Source organism: Nonomuraea sp. NPDC049129, assembly GCF_040648495.1.
Classification (GTDB): domain Bacteria; phylum Actinomycetota; class Actinomycetes; order Streptosporangiales; family Streptosporangiaceae; genus Nonomuraea.
Map to the genome: position 1 here is coordinate 491,623 of NZ_JBEZDU010000006.1, position 19,510 is coordinate 511,132.

Here is a 19,510-nt window from a genome sequence, read left to right on the forward strand (position 1 = left end):
GCTGCGCTGGCTCAGGAAGCGGTGATAACGACTGGCGACCGTGATCGCGCTGATCGGTCGCCCGCCGCTCTGATGTCCGCCCGTATCGGCGTCAGGCCGCGTCGGTCCAGGAGGCGGTGACGTCGAGGCGCTCGCGCCACAGTTTCTCGCCGTCGCCGCCCGGCTCCCACCGGCCGGTGAAGTCGAGCAGGGCACGGCAGCGCGCCACCATGGCCGCGTGACGGTCCGGCCAGGGCGGCACTGGGCCGCCGTACGCGTCGAAGAAGGACGCCAGGAGCGGTACGTGCTCCGCGTGGTGCATGCGTACGATCCACTCGCACCACGCGAGGTCCTCGATCGGCTCGCCCGGGTGCGCCCACTCCCAGTCGAGGATCGCCGCCGTCTCGAACGTGGCCGGGTCGAACAGCAGGTTCTGCGGCCCGTAGTCGCCGTGCACGATCCCCAGCTGGTGGATGCGGGCGAGCGTCTTCCCGCACCCGGCGAGGACCTCGGTCACGCGGCCCTCGTCGAGCAGGTCCTGGCCGTGCGCCCCGCGTACGTAGCGAGTGGTCACGCTCGTCGGGGTCACCCGGTGTACGGCGGGCACAGGCAGCCGCCCGCGCAGTCGGCGCAGGAACCTGCTCTCAGTCTTGAGGCGGATAGCCGCGTCAGGGCCTTCATAACACTTGACGACCCATGTGTCGTCGCCGACCGTGCTGTTGGTGTACCCGTGCTTCACAGGGATCGATTCTGGCGTACCGGGAAGATCCCCGGAATCACCTGAGCCAGCCTCGATACACGGTGTAAGACCGGGTCGGCGGTAGAATGGTAGGGAAACCGCAGGCACCGGGCGGCTGAACGGCAAAAGCACGACGATGTGTCAGCCCGATGCGAACATGCGTCCTGTAAAGCGCTTCGGCGTGTCCCCGCAGCGCGCTCCCTGCTACCTGCTTGGGGCCAGGCGCAAGGACAATCCGGCGGCAGCCGGCCGGCCGGATGTTCGGCGGGAGCCGTCCGTCCGGATGATCGGGTGCCGGACCGTCCCTGCAGGGCCGCCGTGGCCGGACCGGCGGTACCGCCGTGGCACGCCGCCTGCAGCAGGCGCGGGTTGAGCCGCCAGTGCGCAGCCGCTGCATCCGGCAGCCGGCGCGCGGCCGACGCTCGGCGCGGCGGGAGCGTCTCCGCCAGAACGCCTTGGCGGAATGCCATCGCAGGGAGTGCCGTGGCCGGAACCCCGATCTGGCAGGGGTCGGCGATCCAGGTCGGTGCGGTTCGTCGCGGGCAGGTCGTACACGCAGCCGGCCGCCACGACAACGGACCGGTGGATCCGGTCGGTGAGCACCGCCAGGGTGCTCAGGTCGGAAACCGCTGCACTTGGTCGGTCAGCATCGGTGTGGTGTTCAGGTCGGAGATCAGCGGGTCTGGTCGGTAAGCGCCGCTATGGGTGGTGAGGTCGGAGGCCGGTGGACCTGATCGGTCAGCACTCGTTGCGGTGCTCGAGTCGGAAAATGGTTTGCCGGGTCAGCCGGCGCCTTGTCAACCTTGATGAGCTATGCGATCCCTTCCAGAAGCCGATTTCGGCATGCCCGACATCCGCAGCCCGCTCCGGTACCTGTGGTGGAACGCGCGTGCCCAGGCCCCGGCATTGCTGGGCGGCATCGGCTTCGCCACCGCCTGGTGGCTGTTGCAGGCGCTGGTCCCCGCTGTGCTCGGCAAGGGCATCGACGCCGTCACGGCCAAGGACACCGACGCGCTGCTGACCTGGTCGGCGATCATGCTCGTGATCGGCATGCTGCAGGCGTTCACCGGGATCATGCGGCACCGGATGGCGGTCTACAACTGGCTGGCCGCCGCCTACCGCACCGTACAAGTGACCGCCAGACAAGCCGCGCGGCTCGGTGCCACGCTGCCCAAGCGGGTCTCGACCGGCGAGGTTGTCAGCGTCGGCAACTCCGATATCTCCCACATCGGCAACTCGATGGAGATCCTGCCGCGTGGCACCGGCTCCGTCGTGGCGATCATCGCGGTCACCGTGATCCTCATCTCCACTTCGCTGCCGTTGGGGCTGCTGGTGATGTTCGGCGTGCCGCTGATGGCCGTCGCGATCGGGCCTCTGCTCAAGCCGCTGCACAGACGGCAGAAGGCCCAGCGCGACCTGATGGGCGAGCTGTCCACCAGGTCGGCCGACATCGTGGCGGGGCTGCGAGTGCTGCGCGGCATCGGTGGCGAGCAGGTGTTCGCCGCGCGCTATCGCGAGGAGTCCCAGCGTGTACGGGCTGCGGGCGTCAACGTGTCCAAGGTCGAATCGCTGCTCGAAGGCGCGCAGATCCTGCTGCCCGGAGTGCTCATCGCGGTCGTTACCGGGATAGGCGCCTCGTTCGCGATTGGCGGCGAGATCACCGCTGGTCAGCTCGTTGCCTTCTACGGCTACGCGGTCTTCCTGATCGGCCCGATGCGTACGCTCACCGAGGTCGCCGACAAACTGACCAAGGGCCATGTCGCCGCCCGTCGCGTGGTGCGCATTCTGTCCATCGAACCCGAGGTGTCAGGGGGCACCGGCACCAGTGAGGGCGGCGTGCTGCGCGACTCCTACAGCGGCGTCACCGTCCAGCCGGGCGTCATGACCGCGATCGCGGCCGCTCTGCCGGAGGACGCCATCGCCATCGCCGACCGGCTCGGCCGCTACGCCGACGGCGACGTCACCTTCGGTGGGGTCGACCTGGCGACACTGCCGATGGCCGAGATCCGTACGCGCATCCTGGTCGCTGACAACGGCGCCCGCCTGTTCACCGGGAGGCTCCGCGACGAGCTCGACGTCCGTGGCGACTCTTCCGGCGAGCTGGACGTCCGTGGCGACTTTTCCGGCGGGCTCGGCGTCCGCGGCGACTCTTCCGGCGAGCTCGATGTCCGTGGCGACTCGTCCGGTGAGCGGGTGGAGCAGGCGCTGTACGCCGCCTGCGCCGAGGACATCATCGAGGCCCTGCCCGACGGGCTCGACGCTCTGGTGGCCGAGGCGGGACGGGAGTTCTCCGGCGGGCAGCAGCAGCGGCTCCGGCTGGCCAGGGCGCTGCTCGTCGATCCGGAGGTGCTCATCCTGGTCGAGCCGACCAGCGCCGTGGACGCCCACAGCGAGGCCCGCATCGGCGAGCGGCTGGCCAAGGCCCGCGTCGGCAAGACCACGTTGGTCTGTACGACCAGCCCGCTGGTGCTCGACCGCACCGACCACGTGATCTACGTCGAGAACGGCAGGGTGCTCGCCGAAGGCACGCACCGCGACCTGCTGGCGACCTCGCCGGAATACACCGCGACCGTGACGAGAGGGGAGGACTGACGATGGCCCGCGAGATCCTGCCGGTCGCCGACCAGAGACAGGTGCGTGCCTACGCCAGGCGGCTGACGCTCAAGTATCCGCGTCAGCTCACTGTCGTGCTCGCCCTGCACGGGCTCGCGGCGATCGTGGGCCTGGCCGTGCCCTGGCAACTCGGCAATCTGGTGCAGAACGTCCAGGACGGCGGCCACGTCAACGTGCTGCTCTTCGCCGTCGGCATCGGCGCGTTCCTGTTCGGGCAGGGCGCTCTGGTGCGTTACGCGGTGCTCGCCTCGGCCAAGCTCGGTGAGAAGGTCCTCGCCGAGCTGCGTGAGGAGTTCGTCGACCGGGTGCTCGGCCTGCCGCTGTCGACGGTGGAGCGGGCCGGGTCCGGCGACCTGATCACCAGGACCTCCCGCGATGTCGACTCCCTCTCCCAGACCGTTCGGCACGCCGTGCCCGAGACGCTGATCGCGATCGTCACTTTCACGATCACCGTGGGCGCGATGGTGCTGGTCAGCCCGCTGCTCATGCTGCCGATGCTGATCGCGGTGCCGCTGCTCTGGATCTCCACCCGCTGGTACCTCAACCGCGCCCGCGACGGCTACTTGCGCGAGAACGCCGCCTACGCGGACATGACCGAGGGACTGGCCGAGACCGTCGAAGGCGCCAGGGCCGTGGAGGCGCTCGGCCTCCAGCGGCGGCGGGAGGCGCGGACTGCGAACGACATCCGTGGCTCGTTCGCCGCCGAACGCTACACGCTGTGGCTGCGCACGATCTGGTATCCCGCCGTTGAGCTGGGCTACGTGATCCCGGTCGTCTCGACCCTGTTCATCGGCGGCCTGTTCTACACCAACGGCTGGGTGTCGCTGGCTCAGGTCACCGCCGCCACCTTGTACGCGCAGCAGCTCATCGACCCGCTCGACCGGTTTCTCATGTGGATCGAGGAGTTGCAGGTGGGCGGGGCCGCCATGGCCCGGCTGCTCGGCGTCGCAAACGTGCCTGACGACCGGACCGCCTCCACCGCGCGGCCCGAGGGCGAACTGCTGGAGGCCGACGACGTCCGCTACGCCTACCGCGAGGGCCGCGACGTGCTGCACGGCGTGTCGCTGACCGTCCGGCCGGGGGAACGGCTGGCCATGGTCGGCCCTTCCGGCGCGGGCAAGTCGACGCTCGGCAGGTTGCTGGCGGGCATCCACGGGCCGCGTACGGGCGCGGTGTCGGTGGGCGGTGTGCCCCTGGTCGACCTGCCCCTCGACGACCTGCGCGGCCACGTCGCGCTGGTCACCCAGGAGCACCACGTGTTCAAGGGCACACTCCGTGACAACCTGCTGATCGCCCGTCCGGACGCCGACGACACCGCCGTGCGCGCGGCCCTCACGGCGGTCGACTCGCTCGACTGGGTGCTCGCCCTGCCCGACGGACTCGACACGGTCGTCGGGTCCGGCGGGCTGGCCGTCTCCCCTGCCCACGCCCAGCAGTTGGCGCTGGCCCGCCTGGTGCTGGCGGACCCGCACACGCTGGTGCTGGACGAGGCCACCTCGCTCATCGACCCCCGAGCCGCCCGGCACCTGGAGCGGTCGCTGGCGGCGGTGCTCGACGGTCGCACGGTGATCGCCATCGCCCACCGCCTCTACACGGCGCACGACGCGGACCGGGTGGCGGTGGTCGAGGACGGACGGATCAGCGAGCTCGGGTCGCACGATGAGCTGGTGGCGGAGGGCGGCTCGTACGCGGCCCTGTGGAGTAGCTGGCACGGGACCCCGGCCAGCACCCGCTCCCTCGCCACGGACGAGTCGGCAGAGTGGCTGGCACAGCACTCCTGACCGCCGACTCCTGGTCACCGACTCTGGTGACCGGCTACCGGTCATCGGCTCCTGATAGGCGGCCTTTGGGAGTCGATGAGTCGGCTCCCGATGGGCGGCCTTTGGGAGTCGATGAGTCGGCTTCCGGGGGTGGTCAGCACTTCGCTTCAGGGGACGGCAAGGTGCGGTCTGTCAAGTAGCGGAACATGTGGTTGCGGGCGCACTCGTTGAAGGCGAAGAGCGTGTGTCCTGGGCCCTCGTGGCGGATGGTGGCGCTGCCTGGCACCTGCCTGAGAATCCGGGCGACCGCGTCGGACTCGCGCCAGGCCCCAGCGCCCAGCATCGGTGGCAGGCCCTTGGGGAGGGGTGCGGGCGGGTTGGTCACTGATACCGGCCAGCCGATGCAGCCGAGCGTGCCCGTCGCCAAAGTGTTGGCCGCGCCCGCGTTGGGGGCGATCTTGCGGAGTCGGGCGATCGTCTTGTCGAGTTCGGCGCGGCCGGCGGGGCGTGGCCAGTCGGTGCACTCGGTGACGCCGGTCGACTGGTCGGGGTAGCGGGAGCCGCGGGCGGGGACGAAGCCGGAGGCGTCGCCGCGTACGGCCTTACGGAGGGCCTCCGCCAGCTTGGGATAGCCGTCGGGACCCTGATGGGCGAACCCCATGGCGAGGGATTGCAGGTCGCCCCCCGTATAGGCGATCCCTGCAGACTTGGCCGGGACCGGGGAGCGGTCGGCCTTGGCGACCAGACCGCGCCACTGGGCGGACAGCTCTCGGCACTTGCCGGCACCGGCGCACCAGGTGAAGAAGCGGTTGAAGGACGTCTCGTTGTCCTTGGCCATGTTGACCATGTCGGTGGTCCAGTCGGTGCCGCTGTGGCTGATCGTGCCGTCGAGCACCATGGTGCGCACCTGGCCGGGGAAGAGCCGGGCGTAGTCCTGCGCGTAGATCCCGGCGTAGGAGGCGCCGTAGAAGTTGAGCTTGCCGTCGCCCAGGGCCTTTCTGATGGCCTCCATGTCTCTGGCGTGGTCGGCCGAGCTCATGTTGGCGAACAGCTCGGGGTCCTTGTTGCGGCAGGCTTCCGCGTAGCCGCGGTTGGTGTCGGAGAGCCGTCCGAAGTCGGCGTCGTCTTTGGGGAAGTCGGGCAGCGGGATTCGGGTCCAGGTGCAGGCCAGCCCGGTGCTGAGGCCGCTGAACTGCGAGCCGTAGCCGCGGGTGTCCCAGGTGATGACGTCCATCCGTTCGCGCAGCTTGGCCCAGAGGTCCGCATAGGTCTGGGTCAAGGCGATGCCGGGGGCACCGGGGCCGCCGTAGGCCACCAGAACCGACCCTTCGGAGGAGGTGCCGGTGGCCTTCAACCGGCCCAGCTTGAGGGTGATCTTGCGGCCGTCGGGTTTCTGCCAGTCGGCGGGGACCTGGAGGTCGGCACAGGTCATCCCGACTTTGTCGTTGGGGCAGGCGGACCAGTCGAGGGTGGCCGCCTGCTGGGACTGGACGCCGGAGCCGAGGAGGGCCATGGCGATGGAGAGGGAGATGTGCTTGAGCATGCGCACGACGATCCCGCAGCGGGGGTTGCGGGCACATCGGACCAGGGGCTGGTCTGGGGGGAGGCGAATCAGCCCGTGGCATGTCATGCCACGGGCTGATGACACCTGCGACGCGGCCCACCCCGAGAGGTCGACCGACGAGTGTCACCTACAGCGCAGGAAGCCGGGCCACGGCCCGCCCCAGGCGGTCACACGCCCAAGGACCTCTTCAGGAACTCCACCTGCAGCAGCAGCAAGTTCTCCGCCACGACCTCCTGCGGCGTCATATGGGTGACGCCCGACAGCGGGAGCACACTGTGCTGCCGCCCCGCCGCCAGCAGCGCCGACGACAGGCGAAGGGTGTGCGCGGCCACGACGTTGTCGTCGGCCAGCCCGTGGATCAGCAGCAGCGGCCGCTCCAGCTTGGCCGCATCGCCGAACAGCGAGGAGTTGTCGTACACGTCCGCCTGCTCGTCCGGATGCCCCAGGTACCGCTCGGTGTAACACGTGTCGTACAACCGCCAGTCCGTCACCGGCGCCCCCGCCACCGCGGCGTGGAACACGTCGGGCCGGCGCAGCACCGCCAGTGCCGCCAGGAAGCCGCCGAACGACCAGCCCCTGATGGCCACCTTCGTCAGGTCGAGGTCGTCAGGGTATTGCTCGGCCACCCCCTGCAGGGCGTCGATCTGGTCCTCCAGCGGGGGCGTGGCCAGGTCGTTGAGTACGGCGCGTTCGAAGGCGGGGCCCCTGCCCGGGGTGCCGCGGCCGTCGGCCACGATGACGGCGAAGCCCTGCTCGGCGAACCATTGGCTCTCCAGGTAGCCGCCGCGACGGTTGAGCACCCGCTGCGCGTGCGGCCCGCCGTACGGATCCATCAGGACCGGTAGCTTCCGCGAGCCCTGCTCGTGCCAGGAGGGCAGTACCACGGCGGTGGAGAGGTCGCGGCGGCCGGAGCGGCCGAGCGAGACCCGCAGATCGAGGCCGGGGCGTTCGGCCAGCGAGGGGATCGGGATGGCCATGCCGTCACGCCGTACGACCGTGGTGGACACGCCCTCGGTGTCGAGGCTCTGCTCGGTCAGTACGCCCACACCGCCGGACATCCGCCCAGAGAACACGCCGGACCGGGTCGACACGGGCAGCAGCGAGTGGCCGTCCCAGGTCCACAACTGGATCTCGGTGGGGTCGCCGCTCGCGCTGAACAGCACGCTGTCATGGTCGACGTCGAGCACCGCGCGTACTTGCAGGGTGGGCGGAGTGACGGCGCGGTCACCCACGAACAGGCGATTGCCGCCGTCGGCGGCGGCCACCCAGACCAGCGAGCCGTCGTCGAGGTGCGCGGGCACGCCGGTGACGACGTCGACCCAGGCCGGATCGGTGTCCTCGCGGACCAGCGTGGACACGCCGGTCGCCGGATCGACCGCGAACAGGCGCAGCCTCTTCTGATCACGCGACATGGTCACGATCGACAGTGCATGGGAGCTCCAGGCGGCCGTCGTGAGGTATTCGTCCTCGTACGGCACCGCCACGCGCGACCCGTCGATTCCGAGCACGAACAACTGGGTCACCGCGTTGGGCGTGCCGGCGGCCGGATAGCGCTGGGCCGTCGCGGGCCGGTCCGGGTTGGCCGGGTCGGCGATGTGCCAGGTGTGTACCGGAGCCTCGTCGGCCCGTTCGACCAGGAGCGCGTCGCTCGACGGCGACCACCAGTAGCCGCGCATCCGGTCCATCTCCTCGGCGGCGATGAACTCGGCCAGACCGTACGTGACGGTCGGCGACTCGGGCTCCGCGAGCGCGCGGTCGTCACCTGCCGCGAGGGTGTGCACCCGTAGGGCGCCCCCGCTGACGTACGCGACCCGCTGGCCGTCGGGGGAGATGCGCGGGTCGATGACCGCGCCCGGCGTCTCCAGCCGCCGGGTGTCGCCGTTGGGCAGGTCGGTGACGTACAGGCCGCCGGCCAGCGCGAAGGCGGCCCGGGTCACCGAGGAGTCGGTGCTGTAGCCGACCACGCCGCCCGCCTGCTCGCGGCTGCGCTCGCGCCGGGCGCGCTCCTCGGGCGGGAGATCGCCGTCGTCGGCGTCGAGCGTACGCGGGTCGACCACGAGGCGCTCGACGTGAGTCTCGGTGTCGAGTTCCCATAGGCACGTCACCGGGTCGGTGCCGGACTTCGTACGCAAGAACACGACTTTGCCGCCGTCGGGGGAGATCGTGAAGCCCCTGGGCACTCCGAGGGTGAACCTGCGGGTCCTGGCCGACAGGCGCGGGAAGCTCTCACTCATGCCCTAATCCTGCCAGTACGCTCGAACGCATGACTGACCGACGGCTGCTGCTGGTGCACGCCCACCCCGACGACGAGTCGATCGGCACCGGCGCGACGATGGCCAAGTACGCGGCGGAAGGCGCGCACGTCACGCTCGTGACCTGCACGCTCGGCGAGGAGGGGGAGGTCATCCCCCCGGAGCTCGCCCACCTGGCCGCCGACCGCGACGACACGCTGGGCACGCACCGCATCGCCGAACTCGCGATGGCCTGCAAGGCGCTCGGCGTCGAGGACCACCGCTTCCTGGGCGCGCCGGGCCGTTGGCGCGATTCGGGCATGATGGGCGTCGCCTCCAACGACCGGCCCAACGCATTCTGGCAGGCCGACCTCGACGAGGCGGCGGGGGAGCTGGTCAAGGTCATCCGCGAGGTACGGCCCCAGGTCTTGGTCACTTATGACGACAACGGGTTCTATGGGCATCCCGACCACATTCAGGCGCATCGCGTTTCGCGGCGGGCGTACGAACTCGCCGCCGACCCACGCTTCGGTGAGGGGGCGCCGTGGCGGATCACGAAGTTCTACCACACGGCCGTCGCCAGGTCGGTGATGCGCCGTACGGCCGAGGCGCTGCGCGCGGCCGACGTCGGCTTTCTCGTCGAGGACGTCGACGACATGCCGTTCGCCAGCCCCGACGAGGTGATCACCACGGAGATCGACGCGCGGCCGTGGGTCGGCAACAAGCTGGACGCCATGCGCGCGCACGCCACGCAGATCAGTGTGGACGACCCGTGGTTCGCGCTCTCGAACAACATCGGCCAGGAGGCGCAGGGCGTCGAGCACTACATCCTGGCGCTCGGCGCGCCCGGCCACGCGATGCCTGGCCCGCCGATCGAGGCGGGCGGGATGGGAGCGCCGCACACCCGCGAGAACGATCTCTTCGCAGGCATCCACTAACCTCGTTCTTCATGGAGCAACGCAGCCAGGCCGAGTCGGCGTTGGGTGGAGCCGCCTACGGCATGCTGTTCGTGTTGGGGCTGGTCATGGGCATCGTGGGCGGGTTCACGCAGGCGATTTGGCACGTCGGACCTGTCCCGTTCGTCGGGATGATCCCGGGTTCGGCGATCGGCTGGCTGCTCGCGCTCTTCGGCGTCTGTTTCGGGGCGGGCAAGCTCATGGGTTCGCGCCTCGGGGTGTCGGTGACGGCGCTCGGGTGGCTGCTGGTGTCCATGCCGTTCTCGCTCAGGCTCTCGCAAGGCGACCTGGTGATCTCCGGTAGCCCCTCCGGGTTCGTCTACTTGTACGGGGGCATGGCGGCGGTGGTCGTGGCCTTCTGGCTGGCGCCCTCGTCGGGCGGCGGTTCCTGGTTGTTGCATGGCCAGCAGCCAAGGAACCCGACTTAGAGGCATAAAGTAGCGATCGTGCACCATGGTTCCACAGAGCAGCACGTCGATCGGGACATCTACCGCAAGGTGGTCGGCCGATTCGCCACTGGAGTCGCGATCGTCACGACCAGGCTCGACGGGATCGATCACGCGATGACCGTGAACTCGTTCACGTCCGTGTCACTGGACCCGCTGCTCGTACTGTTCTGCGCGGAGAAGGTGGCCCGGTTCCACGACGCCGTGGTGGAGGCGGGTGTGTGGGGGGTGTCGGTGCTGCCGGCCTCCATGGAGGACGCGTCGCGGTTCTTCGCACATCGGGGGCGGGAGCTCGACGGGCAACTGGAACGCTGGGCGCACCATCGGGGCGAGTCTGGCGTGGCGCTCTTCACCGACGCCGTGGCGACGCTGGAGGCCCGGACGACCTCCGTCCATGAGGGCGGCGACCACTCGATCGTGGTGGGTGGGGTTACCGCGCTCGGTGCCCGCGCTGACGACCGTCCGCTGCTTTACCACCAGGGCCGCTATAAGACGTTATGAGCAGTCTTTTGCGGCCGCCCCGGGTGCATGACTGGGGATTGTCCGGGGGCATGCTCCTCCGGTGGAGGTGGCTGAGCGCCGTGACGTGCGCGTTCTTGACCCCGGCCGTGGTCATGCGTGGGCCGGTGCCCCCTATGTGATGGGCTCTGTCGGCTCTACGGGCGGAATATGGGTCCTGTAGCCCCGTGCGCCCGTGCTCGTGCGCCCGTGCTCGTGCCCGTGCGTCCTGCGCGCGTGACTGTGCCTGCGCCCGTGTGCCCCGCGTGTGTGTCTGTGTGCGCGCGTGTGTATCCGGTCGCGTGTGTGGCCATGTGCTCGTGTGCCTAGTTGCCACGGTGACCGCCGACCCGGCGCCGGAGGGGGAGCCGGGTCGGCGGGTCGGGATTATTGGGCCTCGGGAGCTGGGGTTGTGTCCGTTGGCGCCGGTGCTTCGGCCGCCGTGTCCGTGGGCACCGGTGTTTCCGCCGTGGGGGTCGCCGACGGCGTTTTCGCCGCTGGCGGGCACGTGGGGACCGGGTCTGCAGCGGACTCGGTCGATGTCGCCGTCTCGGTGGCCGTCACGGACGCTGTGTTCGACGCCGTCTCGGGCGCTGTTTCGGGCGTTGTCTCGGAAACCGTGTTCGACGCCGTGACCGACGGGGTCGGGGTCGGGGTCGGGGTGGGTGCTGGTGTCGCCGAGGTAGTCGGGATTGCAGAGTTTGTTGGGGTTTCTGGGTTTGTTGGGGTTTCGGTGGGGGCCAACGGTTCTGCGGTGTTGGGTTGGCAGGTGAAGGTGACCGTGGCGGTGACGGTGGCCGCTGGGGCGGCTTCAGTTACCGTGACCGTGGCCTGCTGGGTGACCGTGGTGGTCGCCGTGGCAGTTTCGGTCACTGTCGCGGTCGCCGTATTGGTTGCCGAATCGCTGGTGCCAGGGGTGCCGGTGATCGTCGCCGTGGCCGTCGCCGTTGGGGTGGCTGTCACGGTGCGAGTGGGCCAGGGCAGGACCTTGACCTTGATGCCGGGTTTGCCCTTGACCTTGTAGCTACCCTTGCCGATCTTCTTGCTCGTCTGGCCGGCACCGGTGGTCACGGGGAGGTCGGTGGCCGTCGTCTTGCACGACTTGGCCTTGCAGACCTTCTGTTTCACGCTGAACCTGGCCGCTCCGTCGTACTTGACGGAGACATCCAGATACGAGACGCCTTTCTTCTTGACGACCTTCGTCTTCGCGGTGTACTTCCCGACTTTAGGGGTGGGGGTCGTCGTCGGGGCGGCGGCGGGTAACGCCACCTCTGCGCGGAGAGGAGGGCCAGTGGAATTGAGGGGATCGGACGCTGACGTCTGGGTGATCGCGACTCCGCCGACCCCGGCCAAGGCCATGGTGCCGACCAGCGCGCCCACGATGGTGAATCTCATAATCCTGCTCTTGGGGGAGATTTCAGGACGCGGATCATTATTCCGTCTTGTCAAGATTGGTCAAGGCTGAAACGCATGAACAGGCGCTATCGGTTCCGGCGGGCGGTGAACTACGTCAACCTCTCCACCCCGCTCGGTCTGCTGATCTCCGTCGTAGGCGGTGCCACGAGGCAGAGTGGGCCCAACGGCCTCGTCCTCGCGTTCGGCTACCGCTACCGCTTCCCCATCGCCGGGGCCTTCACCGTCGGAAATGTCGTCCTGACCAGGCGCGACTCGCTCGAAGACCAGCTCATCCGGCACGAGGGCCGGCACGCCACCCAGTGGGCCTGGTGCGTCGGCCTGCCGATGCTCCCGCTCTACTTGGTGGCCATGCTCGTGTCCGTAGTGGTCTGCGGGCACCAGGCCTCGTACAACGTCTTCGAACGGCTGGCCGGACTCGACGACGGCGGCTACCCACGCGCACCCCTCTGGTGGAGAAGGGGCGGGGGCCGGGATCGGTTGGGGTGAGCCGCCCGCCTCTGGTGGGGCGGGGCGGGGGCTATTGGGGTGATCCGTGTACCCCTCTGATGGGGAAGGGGCGCAGGTCACGATTGGTCTGGGTGACTGATCCGCTACGTAGGGCAGAGCGACGCGTATGACGCAGACGATCGAAGTCCCGCACTGGCCGGACAGCTTCAAGGACCGCCTCACCGCCCCCCTCCCTGAGTTTCGTGAGTTGCTGAGCGTCACCTGGCACGGCGCGTTCCGTCCGGACATCGGTGACGCCGACCAGATCCCGGTGCTGCGCAACGGCGGTCTTCCTCGGGCCGCCACCGGCGAGACCATGGTGACCTGGGTGGGTCACTCCACATTCGTCCTGCAGATCAGAGGGTTAACGATCCTGACCGATCCGGTGTGGTCGCGCAGGATTCCCGGAGTACGGCAGCGGCTGACGCCTCCGGGTGTCGCCTGGAGCGACCTGCCGAGGATCGACGCCGTGGTGATCAGCCACAACCACTACGACCACCTGGACGCGCCCACCATGCGCAAGCTGCCGAGGGACACACCGATCCTCGTGCCAGCCCGGCTGAAGCCCTGGTTCGACCGGCGCGGCTTCACCCGGGTAACAGAGCTGGATTGGTGGGAGTCCACGTCGATCGACGGCGTCACGTTCGACTTCGTACCCGCCCACCACTGGAGCCGGCGGACCGTCTGGGACACATGCAAGACGCTTTGGGGTGGGTGGGTGATCGACGGCTCGGTCTACTTCGCGGGCGACACCGGCTATGGAGACCGGCTGGCGCAGATCGGGGACAGGTTCGGTGGGCTGGATCTGGCGCTCATGCCTGTGGGGGCGTATGAGCCGCACTCGTTCATGAAGGCCGCGCACGTCAACCCCGAGGAGGCCGTGCAAGGCTGTCTGGACGTCGGGGCGCGGCGGATGGCCACCATGCACTGGGGCACGTTCGTGCTGTCGGGGGAGCCATTGCTGGCGCCGGTCGAGGCCGCACGGTCCGCCTGGCGCGCCCAGAGCTTGCCACGAGAGGGCCTGTGGGATCTGGCGATCGGGGAGTCACGTTCCTTCATCTCCTGATGTGTGTGGGCTGTGCGCTGGCGGGCGGGGAGTCACGTTCCTTCGTCTCCCGATGCGTTTGGGCTGTGCGTCTGGGGGCGGAGGAGCGTGCCCAGAGTCAGGGCGCCGATGGCCAGGCCTGAGATCGCGCCCGCGCAGAGCACCGAGGCGGTTGACGGGCTGACGATGGTGATGCCGAAGAGGGCCAGGGCCGAGATGATCGCGGAGACGGTGATGTACGTCCAGATCGCCAGTCGTACGACACGCAGGCGGGTTTGCTCGGACGGGTGGGTGCGGGAGAGGAGCCAGGCCAGGGCGGGCAGGAGCAGCACACCGTGCATGAGGATGGCGTGGGCGGGTTTGAGCGAGCCGGCCACTGTGTAGGCGAGCTGCTGAGAGCCGGTCAAGGCCTCGAACACTCCGCGGGCGATCATGATGCCCCCGAAGGCCATTGCCGCCAGGAACGTGCCGAACCCGGCCTGGACGGCCAGACGCATGCTGGGCGATCCGGCCAAACGCGCGATGGGTGACCCACTGGGAACCGTGTTGGATGTGGTGAGATTCGTGCTGGGGGACCCGCCGATACCTGTGCTGGGTCCGGTGTGATCCGTGGTGGGCGACCCACTGAGACCTGTGCTGGGCCCAATGAGACCCGTGCTGGGGGTGCCGCCGAGGTCCGTGCTGGGCGACTTGCCGGTATTCGGATGTGATGGGCGGAAGGCGCTGACCGTCATGAAGATCGCTATGGCGATCAGGGTGAAGCCGCCGGCGGCCAGTGTTCTGGCGATGAGCGAGTCCACGTCGGTGGACATGTTGAAGTGCGAGGGCACGCCGCGCCACGCCTGCACGCTGATGAGGGCGACTTCCACGACCGAAGCCGCCGCGAAGACGCCCAGGAAGACGTTGCGCCTGCGTAGTCGGATGAACTGTGACACCCAGGTGAGCGAAAGCACGCTCAACCCGAACGAGACCCCGAACGTGAACGGTTTGCGCCACGACACGGGGCCGTCCCACGGGCCACCGTCGAGTACGAGCACGCCCAGGTGGACGAGCCCGGAGACGATCAGGAGCAGTCCGATCACGTACCAGAGGCGAGTCATGTTCGCCATGGTGACGTGGAGGAGGGGCGCGGGCGTCAGCCCAGGGTCTTGATTCCACATACGGCTGTGGTCGTAGCTGCCAGGTCAGGGGATGAGGCACAGGGGTTGAGGAGCGCCCCACCAGGACAGGGAGCAAGGGGCAATGGGCAAGGACGCCTCGGCAGGGTCGGGGAGCGCCAGCGCCTCGGCAGGTCAGGGAGCGCCCTGCCGGGCCAGGAGTGGGCCGCAAAGGTCAGAGAGTGAGCCGCCAGGTCAGGAAGCGGGCCGCCTGGTCAAGGGGCGGGCCGCCTGGTCAAGGAGTGAGGCGCAAGGTGTGGACGGCGGCCTTCTTGACGGTTGCCGGTCTCGAGTACATCGGGAGCAATTGTCCCTTCGCCCACAGCGGTGCCTGGTCCCAGTAGTTGTCGTGGAACGCGTGCCCCGAAGCCCCCGTCAGGTTGATCCATTCAGACTTGTCCAGATCGCCCAGGTCGATGATCATCCGCATCGACGGCACCGAAGTCACCGCGTAGTCGCGCTGCGCGTTCCAGCCGGTGGCGTTCGGGGCGTCCTTGCTGCCCGGTACCTCGAACGGGCCCCGGTTGAAGAGTGCCTCGATGGGCGCTATGCCCGATGTGCCGAGTGAGCCGTTGGTGAGCGTCAGCTGGTGCAGGTCGCCCCAGCGCCAGGCCGTGACGTCCGTGCCGAGCCGGTCGGACACCTCCTGGTAGGCCGAGGCCAGTGCCTGCTGAACGATGTCGTCGCGGGTCTCGGTACGGCCCTTGGTCGTGGTGTCGTCCCAGTACGGGTCGTCGGGGGTTTCGAGCAGTCGCTTGATCACCTCGTACCAGCGGTCGCCGCCGCTCGGCCTGGCACCGGCGGGCAGGTCGTCGTCGAACGTCAGCTTGAGCAACTGCCGCCAGACCGCGTTGAAGTACGCCGCGGGAGCCGAGTCGACGCCCTGTGAGCCGTCCCAGTCCTTCAGCGACTGCCTGGCCTGTACGGCCGGACCCGCCAGAGGCACCCGCATCAGGGCGGGGACCAGGGTCTTGGCCAGGCCGTTCTGGGTGTCCTGCTGGATCTTGGACATGGTCGTGGCGTCGACCTTGCCCTTCGCGATCTCCTGGTTGAGCCGGTCGATGATGCGCTGGGAGCGATAGCCGTACGCCCAGTCCTTGGTCAGCAGCGGCCGGTACTGCCTGGGGTCGATGACGGCGTTGTTGGCCGTCACGATGTAGCCGTCGGAGGGGTCCTCCATGGAGGGCAGCTGGTCGTAGGGGATGGGGGCGGTGCGCCAGTCGTACTCGCCGGTCCAGCCGGGCACCGGCCACGTGCCGTCGCCCTTCTGGCGTACGGGGATCCGGCCGGGCGCCTGGTAGCCGATGTGGCCCTCGGTGTCGGCGTACACCAGGTTCTGGGCCGGCACGTCGAAGAGCGCGGCCGCGGCGCGGAACTCCTGCCAGTCGGTGGCCGAGTTCAGTGCGAAGATCGCGTCGACCGTGGTGCCGGGCGTCAGGGCGGTCCACTGGAGGGCCACGGCGTTCGCACCGTCGCTCGGTTTGACGTCGCCCATCACCTCGTTGATCAGTGGGCCGTGCCGGGTGCTCCTGACGTTCAGTGTGACCGTGGCGCCACCGGCCACCTTGATCTCTTCCCGCCGGGTCTCCAGCTTCACCGACTCGCCCTTGTACAGGTACATGTCGCCCTTCACCCGCTCCAGGAACAGGTCGGCCACGTCGGGGCCCAGATTGGTGAAGCCCCAGGCGATCTTGCCGTTGTGGCCGATGATCACGCCGGGAACGCCGGAGAAGCTGAACCCGGTCACGTCGTACGCGCAGGATTCCGTGATCTTCCGGCAGTGCAGCCCGACCTGGTACCAGACGGACGGCATCTGCGCCGACAGGTGCGGATCGTTCGCCAGCAAGGGCTTGCCGCTGGCCGTGTGCTCGCCGGAGACCACCCACGAATTCGACCCGATGCCCTCGCGGTCCGCGGCGCTCATCGTGCCGGGCACCGCGTCGAGCGCCTTCGCGGCCTGGGCGAGCGCCCTGGCCGCGCCCTGGCCTGGTGTCGTGGCCTCCTGCGGCGTGGTGCCGCGTGGCGTGGTCTTGCGTGTCGTGGTGCCATGCGGAGTAGTGCCGCGTGGAGTGGTGCCGCGTGGGGTGGTGCCGTCCGTTGTGGTGCCGCGTGGGGTGGTGCCGTCCGTTGTGGTGCCGCGTGGAGTGGTGCCGTCCGTTGTGGTGCCGCGCATGGAGGTGTCGCGTGCGGGCAGACGGTCGCGCTGGTCGAAGCGGTCGTTGGCGATCGTGCCCTGGGTGACGATCGGCATATGGCTGTCGTACGGGTAATCCGGGTAAAGCTGCTCAACCCGGGCCCGAGGCAGCTTCGTAAGCGCCAGAGCGCGGTCGATCTCGTCTTCCATGTTGGAACGCAGGTCCCAGGCCATGGCCTTGAGCCAGGCGACGGAGTCGAGCGCGGTCCACGGCTCGGGCTTGTAGGACCCGTTCTGCACCTTGAGCACCGAGTATTCGAGGCTCCGGTCGGAGGCGTTGGGGTTGGCCTGGAGCCAGGTGTTGACGCCCTTGGCGTACGCGTCGAGGTAGCGGCGGGTGCTTTCGCCCAGCTCGGGCAGCTCCTGCTCGGCCACCTTGCGCCAGCCCATGGTCCGGATGGCCTTGTCGTTGTCGAGCGTCGCCTTGCCGAACAGCTCCGACAGCCGCCCTGAGGTCACGTGCCGCCGGAAGTCCATCTCCCAGAACCGGTCCTGCGCGTGGACGAACCCCTGAGCCATGAACAGATCCTCGGCCGTGTCCGCGTAGATCTGTGGAATTCCCGCTTTATCGCGATAAATCTCCACATTCCCGGTTAAACCGGGTAGCCGCACGGCTCCGTCCACCTGAGGGAACGACCGTCGCACCGTGTACACGAGCACCCCGGCGAGCACCAGCGCGAGGACGAGGACCACGGTCAATGCCCGCGCCACCCACCGGAACGGCCAGGGCATCCAGGCGTAGGGCCGCAACCTCACGAAGACCTCCATCTCTCGCGCAGCCCCTCAAGTCTGACAGCCCACGATCACTACTCCCGCCCCACGAGCCCCTCCTGAAACACCGGCGCCTACGGGGTTCCAGCACATGGAGACGGCCTGCCAGGGGCAACGAAAGACCGACTGCGCCAACATCGAACTATCGAGACACGGGCCGATGCTCCCGTCTTCAGGCGGGATGGTGTGGGCGCGGGCGTGGCGAGGTAGGCGGCTCGGTGCAGCGTCAAGCATCCTGGCTGCTGCGTAAGCAGCAGGCGAGGAGCACGTCAGTCCCACACCTGTCCGGAGGGCGTATCAGAAACCCGGACACCCATGCTCACAAGGGACTCGCGCAGCCGGTCCGACGCCGCCCAATCCCCCGCCTCCCGAGCCCGCGCCCGTTCGGCCAGCAGTTCCGCCGCCCCCGGCGGCAACGCCGGCCGTCGGGACCGCCCGATCTCGACGGCCAGGTCCAGCCCCAGCACCTGGTCCAGATGCAGGAACGACTCCAGCTTCGCCCCCGGCGCCACCGACTCGTCCCGCTCCAGCTCCCGAAGCGCACGTAGCGCGGTCGGCGTGTCGAGGTCGTCATCGAAGGCCGACTCCGCCCGCCGCACGTAGTCGGCCGCCATCGGCGCGCTGGGCGACTCCGACCACTCGGCCACCCGTGTCCGCCACCGCCGTACGGTCCTGTCGGCCGCGTGCAGGGTGTCCCAGGTGAGGTTGAGCTGCTGCCGGTAGCGGTGTTCCAGGAACGCCAGGCGTACGGCCAGCGGATCGAGGCCCGCCTCGGTCACGTCCGACAGCAGCACCACGTTCCCGGTGGACTTGGCCATCTTCCGCCCGTCGAACAGCAGGTGCTCCCCATGCACCCAATGACGCACCACCTCGTGGCCGGCCGCCGCGTTCGACTGGGCCCGCTCGTCCTCGTGGTGGGGGAAGCGCAGGTCGATGCCGGCGGTGTGGAGGTCGATGCGCTCGCCGAGGAAGTGCAGCGACATGGCCGAGCACTCGATGTGCCAGCCGGGGAAGCCGCGGCCCCAGGGGGCCGCCCAGGACAGTTCGCCGTCGGAGGGCTTCCAGAGGGCCCAGTCGGCGTGGAAGCGCTTGCGGGGGTCGGTGGCGTCGGGGCGGAGGGAGTCGAGGCGGTTGCCGGAAATTTCGCCGTAAGTGGGGAAGGACGTGGCGTCGAAATACACCGCTCCGTCCGGCAGCGCGTACGCGTGTCCCCGCTCGATCAGCTTGGTGATCAGCTCGATCATCAGGTCGATCGTCTCGCTCGCGCGGGGCATGTGCTCCGGCGGCCGCATGTTCAGGGCGGCGGTGTCCCGCTTGAAGGCGTCCTCGTAGTAGCGGGCCAGGTCACGCGGCGAGCGGCCCTCGGCCCGCGCCCGCATGAGCACCTTGTCCTCGCCGGCCTCCGAGTCGTCGGCCAGGTGGCCCACGTCGGTGATGTTCTGGCAGACCACCATGCGTACCCGCTGCCGCTCCAGGACCCGCCGGATCAGGTCGGACAGCAGCTGGGAGCGCAGGTTGCCGACATGCGCGTGGCGATAGACCGTCGGCCCGCAGGAGTACATGCGCATCGCGCGGGCGGGGGCGATCTCCTCGACCTGCCTGGCGCGCGTGTCGTAGATCCGCAACATCCCCCGAGCCTAGCCCCCGGCCGCCAA

Annotated in this window: 14 protein-coding genes; 7 read left to right on the forward strand and 7 right to left on the reverse strand. The window is 69.0% G+C overall.

Annotation, left to right across the window (positions count from 1 at the left end):
• Window positions 1–91: 91 nt before the first annotated feature.
• Window positions 92–718 (reverse strand): phosphotransferase, encoded by a 627-nt coding sequence (locus tag AB0B64_RS21865; RefSeq protein ID WP_358179297.1) that lies wholly within the window; start codon window positions 716–718, stop codon window positions 92–94.
• An 813-nt stretch (window positions 719–1,531) separates the two neighbouring features.
• Between AB0B64_RS21865 and AB0B64_RS21870 the strand changes: the two genes are divergently transcribed.
• Window positions 1,532–3,310: an ABC transporter ATP-binding protein gene (locus AB0B64_RS21870; RefSeq protein WP_358179299.1), complete on the forward strand. Its 1,779-nt coding sequence runs from the start codon at window positions 1,532–1,534 to the stop codon at window positions 3,308–3,310.
• Window positions 3,311–3,312: 2 nt separating this feature from the next.
• Window positions 3,313–5,112: an ABC transporter ATP-binding protein gene (locus AB0B64_RS21875; protein ID WP_358179301.1), complete on the forward strand. Its 1,800-nt coding sequence runs from the start codon at window positions 3,313–3,315 to the stop codon at window positions 5,110–5,112.
• A gap of 133 nt (window positions 5,113–5,245) precedes the next feature.
• On the opposite strand, the gene AB0B64_RS21880 is transcribed toward AB0B64_RS21875, so the two are convergent.
• Both AB0B64_RS21880 and AB0B64_RS21885 read right to left on the reverse strand, forming a co-directional pair.
• Entirely contained in the window at window positions 5,246–6,634 is a 1,389-nt protein-coding gene (locus tag AB0B64_RS21880) for an alpha/beta fold hydrolase (RefSeq protein ID WP_358179303.1), read from the reverse strand.
• Window positions 6,635–6,822: 188 nt separating this feature from the next.
• On the reverse strand, window positions 6,823–8,889 hold the full coding sequence (locus tag AB0B64_RS21885) for a DPP IV N-terminal domain-containing protein (RefSeq protein ID WP_358179305.1): 2,067 nt from the start codon (window positions 8,887–8,889) through the stop codon (window positions 6,823–6,825).
• Window positions 8,890–8,918: 29 nt separating this feature from the next.
• Between AB0B64_RS21885 and mshB the strand changes: the two genes are divergently transcribed.
• From mshB to AB0B64_RS21900, 3 genes are read left to right on the forward strand one after another with little or no spacing between them, the layout of a single operon-like run.
• Window positions 8,919–9,824, forward strand: coding sequence for an N-acetyl-1-D-myo-inositol-2-amino-2-deoxy-alpha-D-glucopyranoside deacetylase (mshB, locus tag AB0B64_RS21890; RefSeq protein WP_358179307.1), 906 nt, complete (start codon window positions 8,919–8,921; stop codon window positions 9,822–9,824).
• An 11-nt stretch (window positions 9,825–9,835) separates the two neighbouring features.
• Window positions 9,836–10,270, forward strand: a complete 435-nt coding sequence (locus AB0B64_RS21895) for a DUF6113 family protein (RefSeq protein WP_358179309.1) — start codon at window positions 9,836–9,838, stop codon at window positions 10,268–10,270.
• Window positions 10,271–10,288: 18 nt separating this feature from the next.
• Window positions 10,289–10,789, forward strand: a complete 501-nt coding sequence (locus tag AB0B64_RS21900; RefSeq protein ID WP_358179311.1) for a flavin reductase family protein — start codon at window positions 10,289–10,291, stop codon at window positions 10,787–10,789.
• 384 nt (window positions 10,790–11,173) lie between these two features.
• On the opposite strand, the gene AB0B64_RS21905 is transcribed toward AB0B64_RS21900, so the two are convergent.
• The gene (locus tag AB0B64_RS21905) at window positions 11,174–12,181 is read right to left on the reverse strand and encodes a hypothetical protein (RefSeq protein ID WP_357944191.1); all 1,008 of its coding nucleotides are present in this window, start codon (window positions 12,179–12,181) and stop codon (window positions 11,174–11,176) included.
• 75 nt (window positions 12,182–12,256) lie between these two features.
• On the opposite strand from AB0B64_RS21905, the gene AB0B64_RS21910 reads away from it, so the two are divergent.
• Together AB0B64_RS21910 and AB0B64_RS21915 are read left to right on the forward strand one after the other, a co-directional pair.
• Window positions 12,257–12,688: a hypothetical protein gene (locus AB0B64_RS21910; RefSeq protein WP_357944194.1), complete on the forward strand. Its 432-nt coding sequence runs from the start codon at window positions 12,257–12,259 to the stop codon at window positions 12,686–12,688.
• A 127-nt stretch (window positions 12,689–12,815) separates the two neighbouring features.
• A complete protein-coding gene (locus AB0B64_RS21915; protein WP_357944196.1) occupies window positions 12,816–13,754 on the forward strand; it encodes an MBL fold metallo-hydrolase in 939 nt (312 codons plus the stop codon).
• Window positions 13,755–13,786: 32 nt separating this feature from the next.
• On the opposite strand, the gene AB0B64_RS21920 is transcribed toward AB0B64_RS21915, so the two are convergent.
• The 3 genes from AB0B64_RS21920 to cysS all read right to left on the reverse strand — a co-directional run bounded on the left by AB0B64_RS21920 (window position 13,787) and on the right by cysS (window position 19,483).
• The gene (locus tag AB0B64_RS21920) at window positions 13,787–14,833 is read right to left on the reverse strand and encodes a hypothetical protein (protein WP_358179313.1); all 1,047 of its coding nucleotides are present in this window, start codon (window positions 14,831–14,833) and stop codon (window positions 13,787–13,789) included.
• Window positions 14,834–15,125: 292 nt separating this feature from the next.
• Window positions 15,126–17,840 (reverse strand): penicillin acylase family protein, encoded by a 2,715-nt coding sequence (locus AB0B64_RS21925; RefSeq protein WP_358179315.1) that lies wholly within the window; start codon window positions 17,838–17,840, stop codon window positions 15,126–15,128.
• A gap of 284 nt (window positions 17,841–18,124) precedes the next feature.
• Window positions 18,125–19,483 (reverse strand): cysteine--tRNA ligase, encoded by a 1,359-nt coding sequence (cysS, locus tag AB0B64_RS21930; protein ID WP_358179317.1) that lies wholly within the window; start codon window positions 19,481–19,483, stop codon window positions 18,125–18,127.
• Window positions 19,484–19,510 lie beyond the last annotated feature (27 nt).

Coding starts and splice junctions, on each gene's coding strand:
- AB0B64_RS21870 (WP_358179299.1), top strand. CDS start 1,532: ATGCGATCCCTTCCAGAAGCCGATTTCGGCATGCCCGACATCCGCAGC.
- AB0B64_RS21875 (WP_358179301.1), top strand. CDS start 3,313: ATGGCCCGCGAGATCCTGCCGGTCGCCGACCAGAGACAGGTGCGTGCC.
- AB0B64_RS21880 (WP_358179303.1), bottom strand. CDS start 6,634: ATGCTCAAGCACATCTCCCTCTCCATCGCCATGGCCCTCCTCGGCTCC.
- AB0B64_RS21885 (WP_358179305.1), bottom strand. CDS start 8,889: ATGAGTGAGAGCTTCCCGCGCCTGTCGGCCAGGACCCGCAGGTTCACC.
- mshB (WP_358179307.1), top strand. CDS start 8,919: ATGACTGACCGACGGCTGCTGCTGGTGCACGCCCACCCCGACGACGAG.
- AB0B64_RS21895 (WP_358179309.1), top strand. CDS start 9,836: ATGGAGCAACGCAGCCAGGCCGAGTCGGCGTTGGGTGGAGCCGCCTAC.
- AB0B64_RS21905 (WP_357944191.1), bottom strand. CDS start 12,181: ATGAGATTCACCATCGTGGGCGCGCTGGTCGGCACCATGGCCTTGGCC.
- AB0B64_RS21910 (WP_357944194.1), top strand. CDS start 12,257: ATGAACAGGCGCTATCGGTTCCGGCGGGCGGTGAACTACGTCAACCTC.
- AB0B64_RS21915 (WP_357944196.1), top strand. CDS start 12,816: ATGACGCAGACGATCGAAGTCCCGCACTGGCCGGACAGCTTCAAGGAC.
- AB0B64_RS21920 (WP_358179313.1), bottom strand. CDS start 14,833: ATGACTCGCCTCTGGTACGTGATCGGACTGCTCCTGATCGTCTCCGGG.
- cysS (WP_358179317.1), bottom strand. CDS start 19,483: ATGTTGCGGATCTACGACACGCGCGCCAGGCAGGTCGAGGAGATCGCC.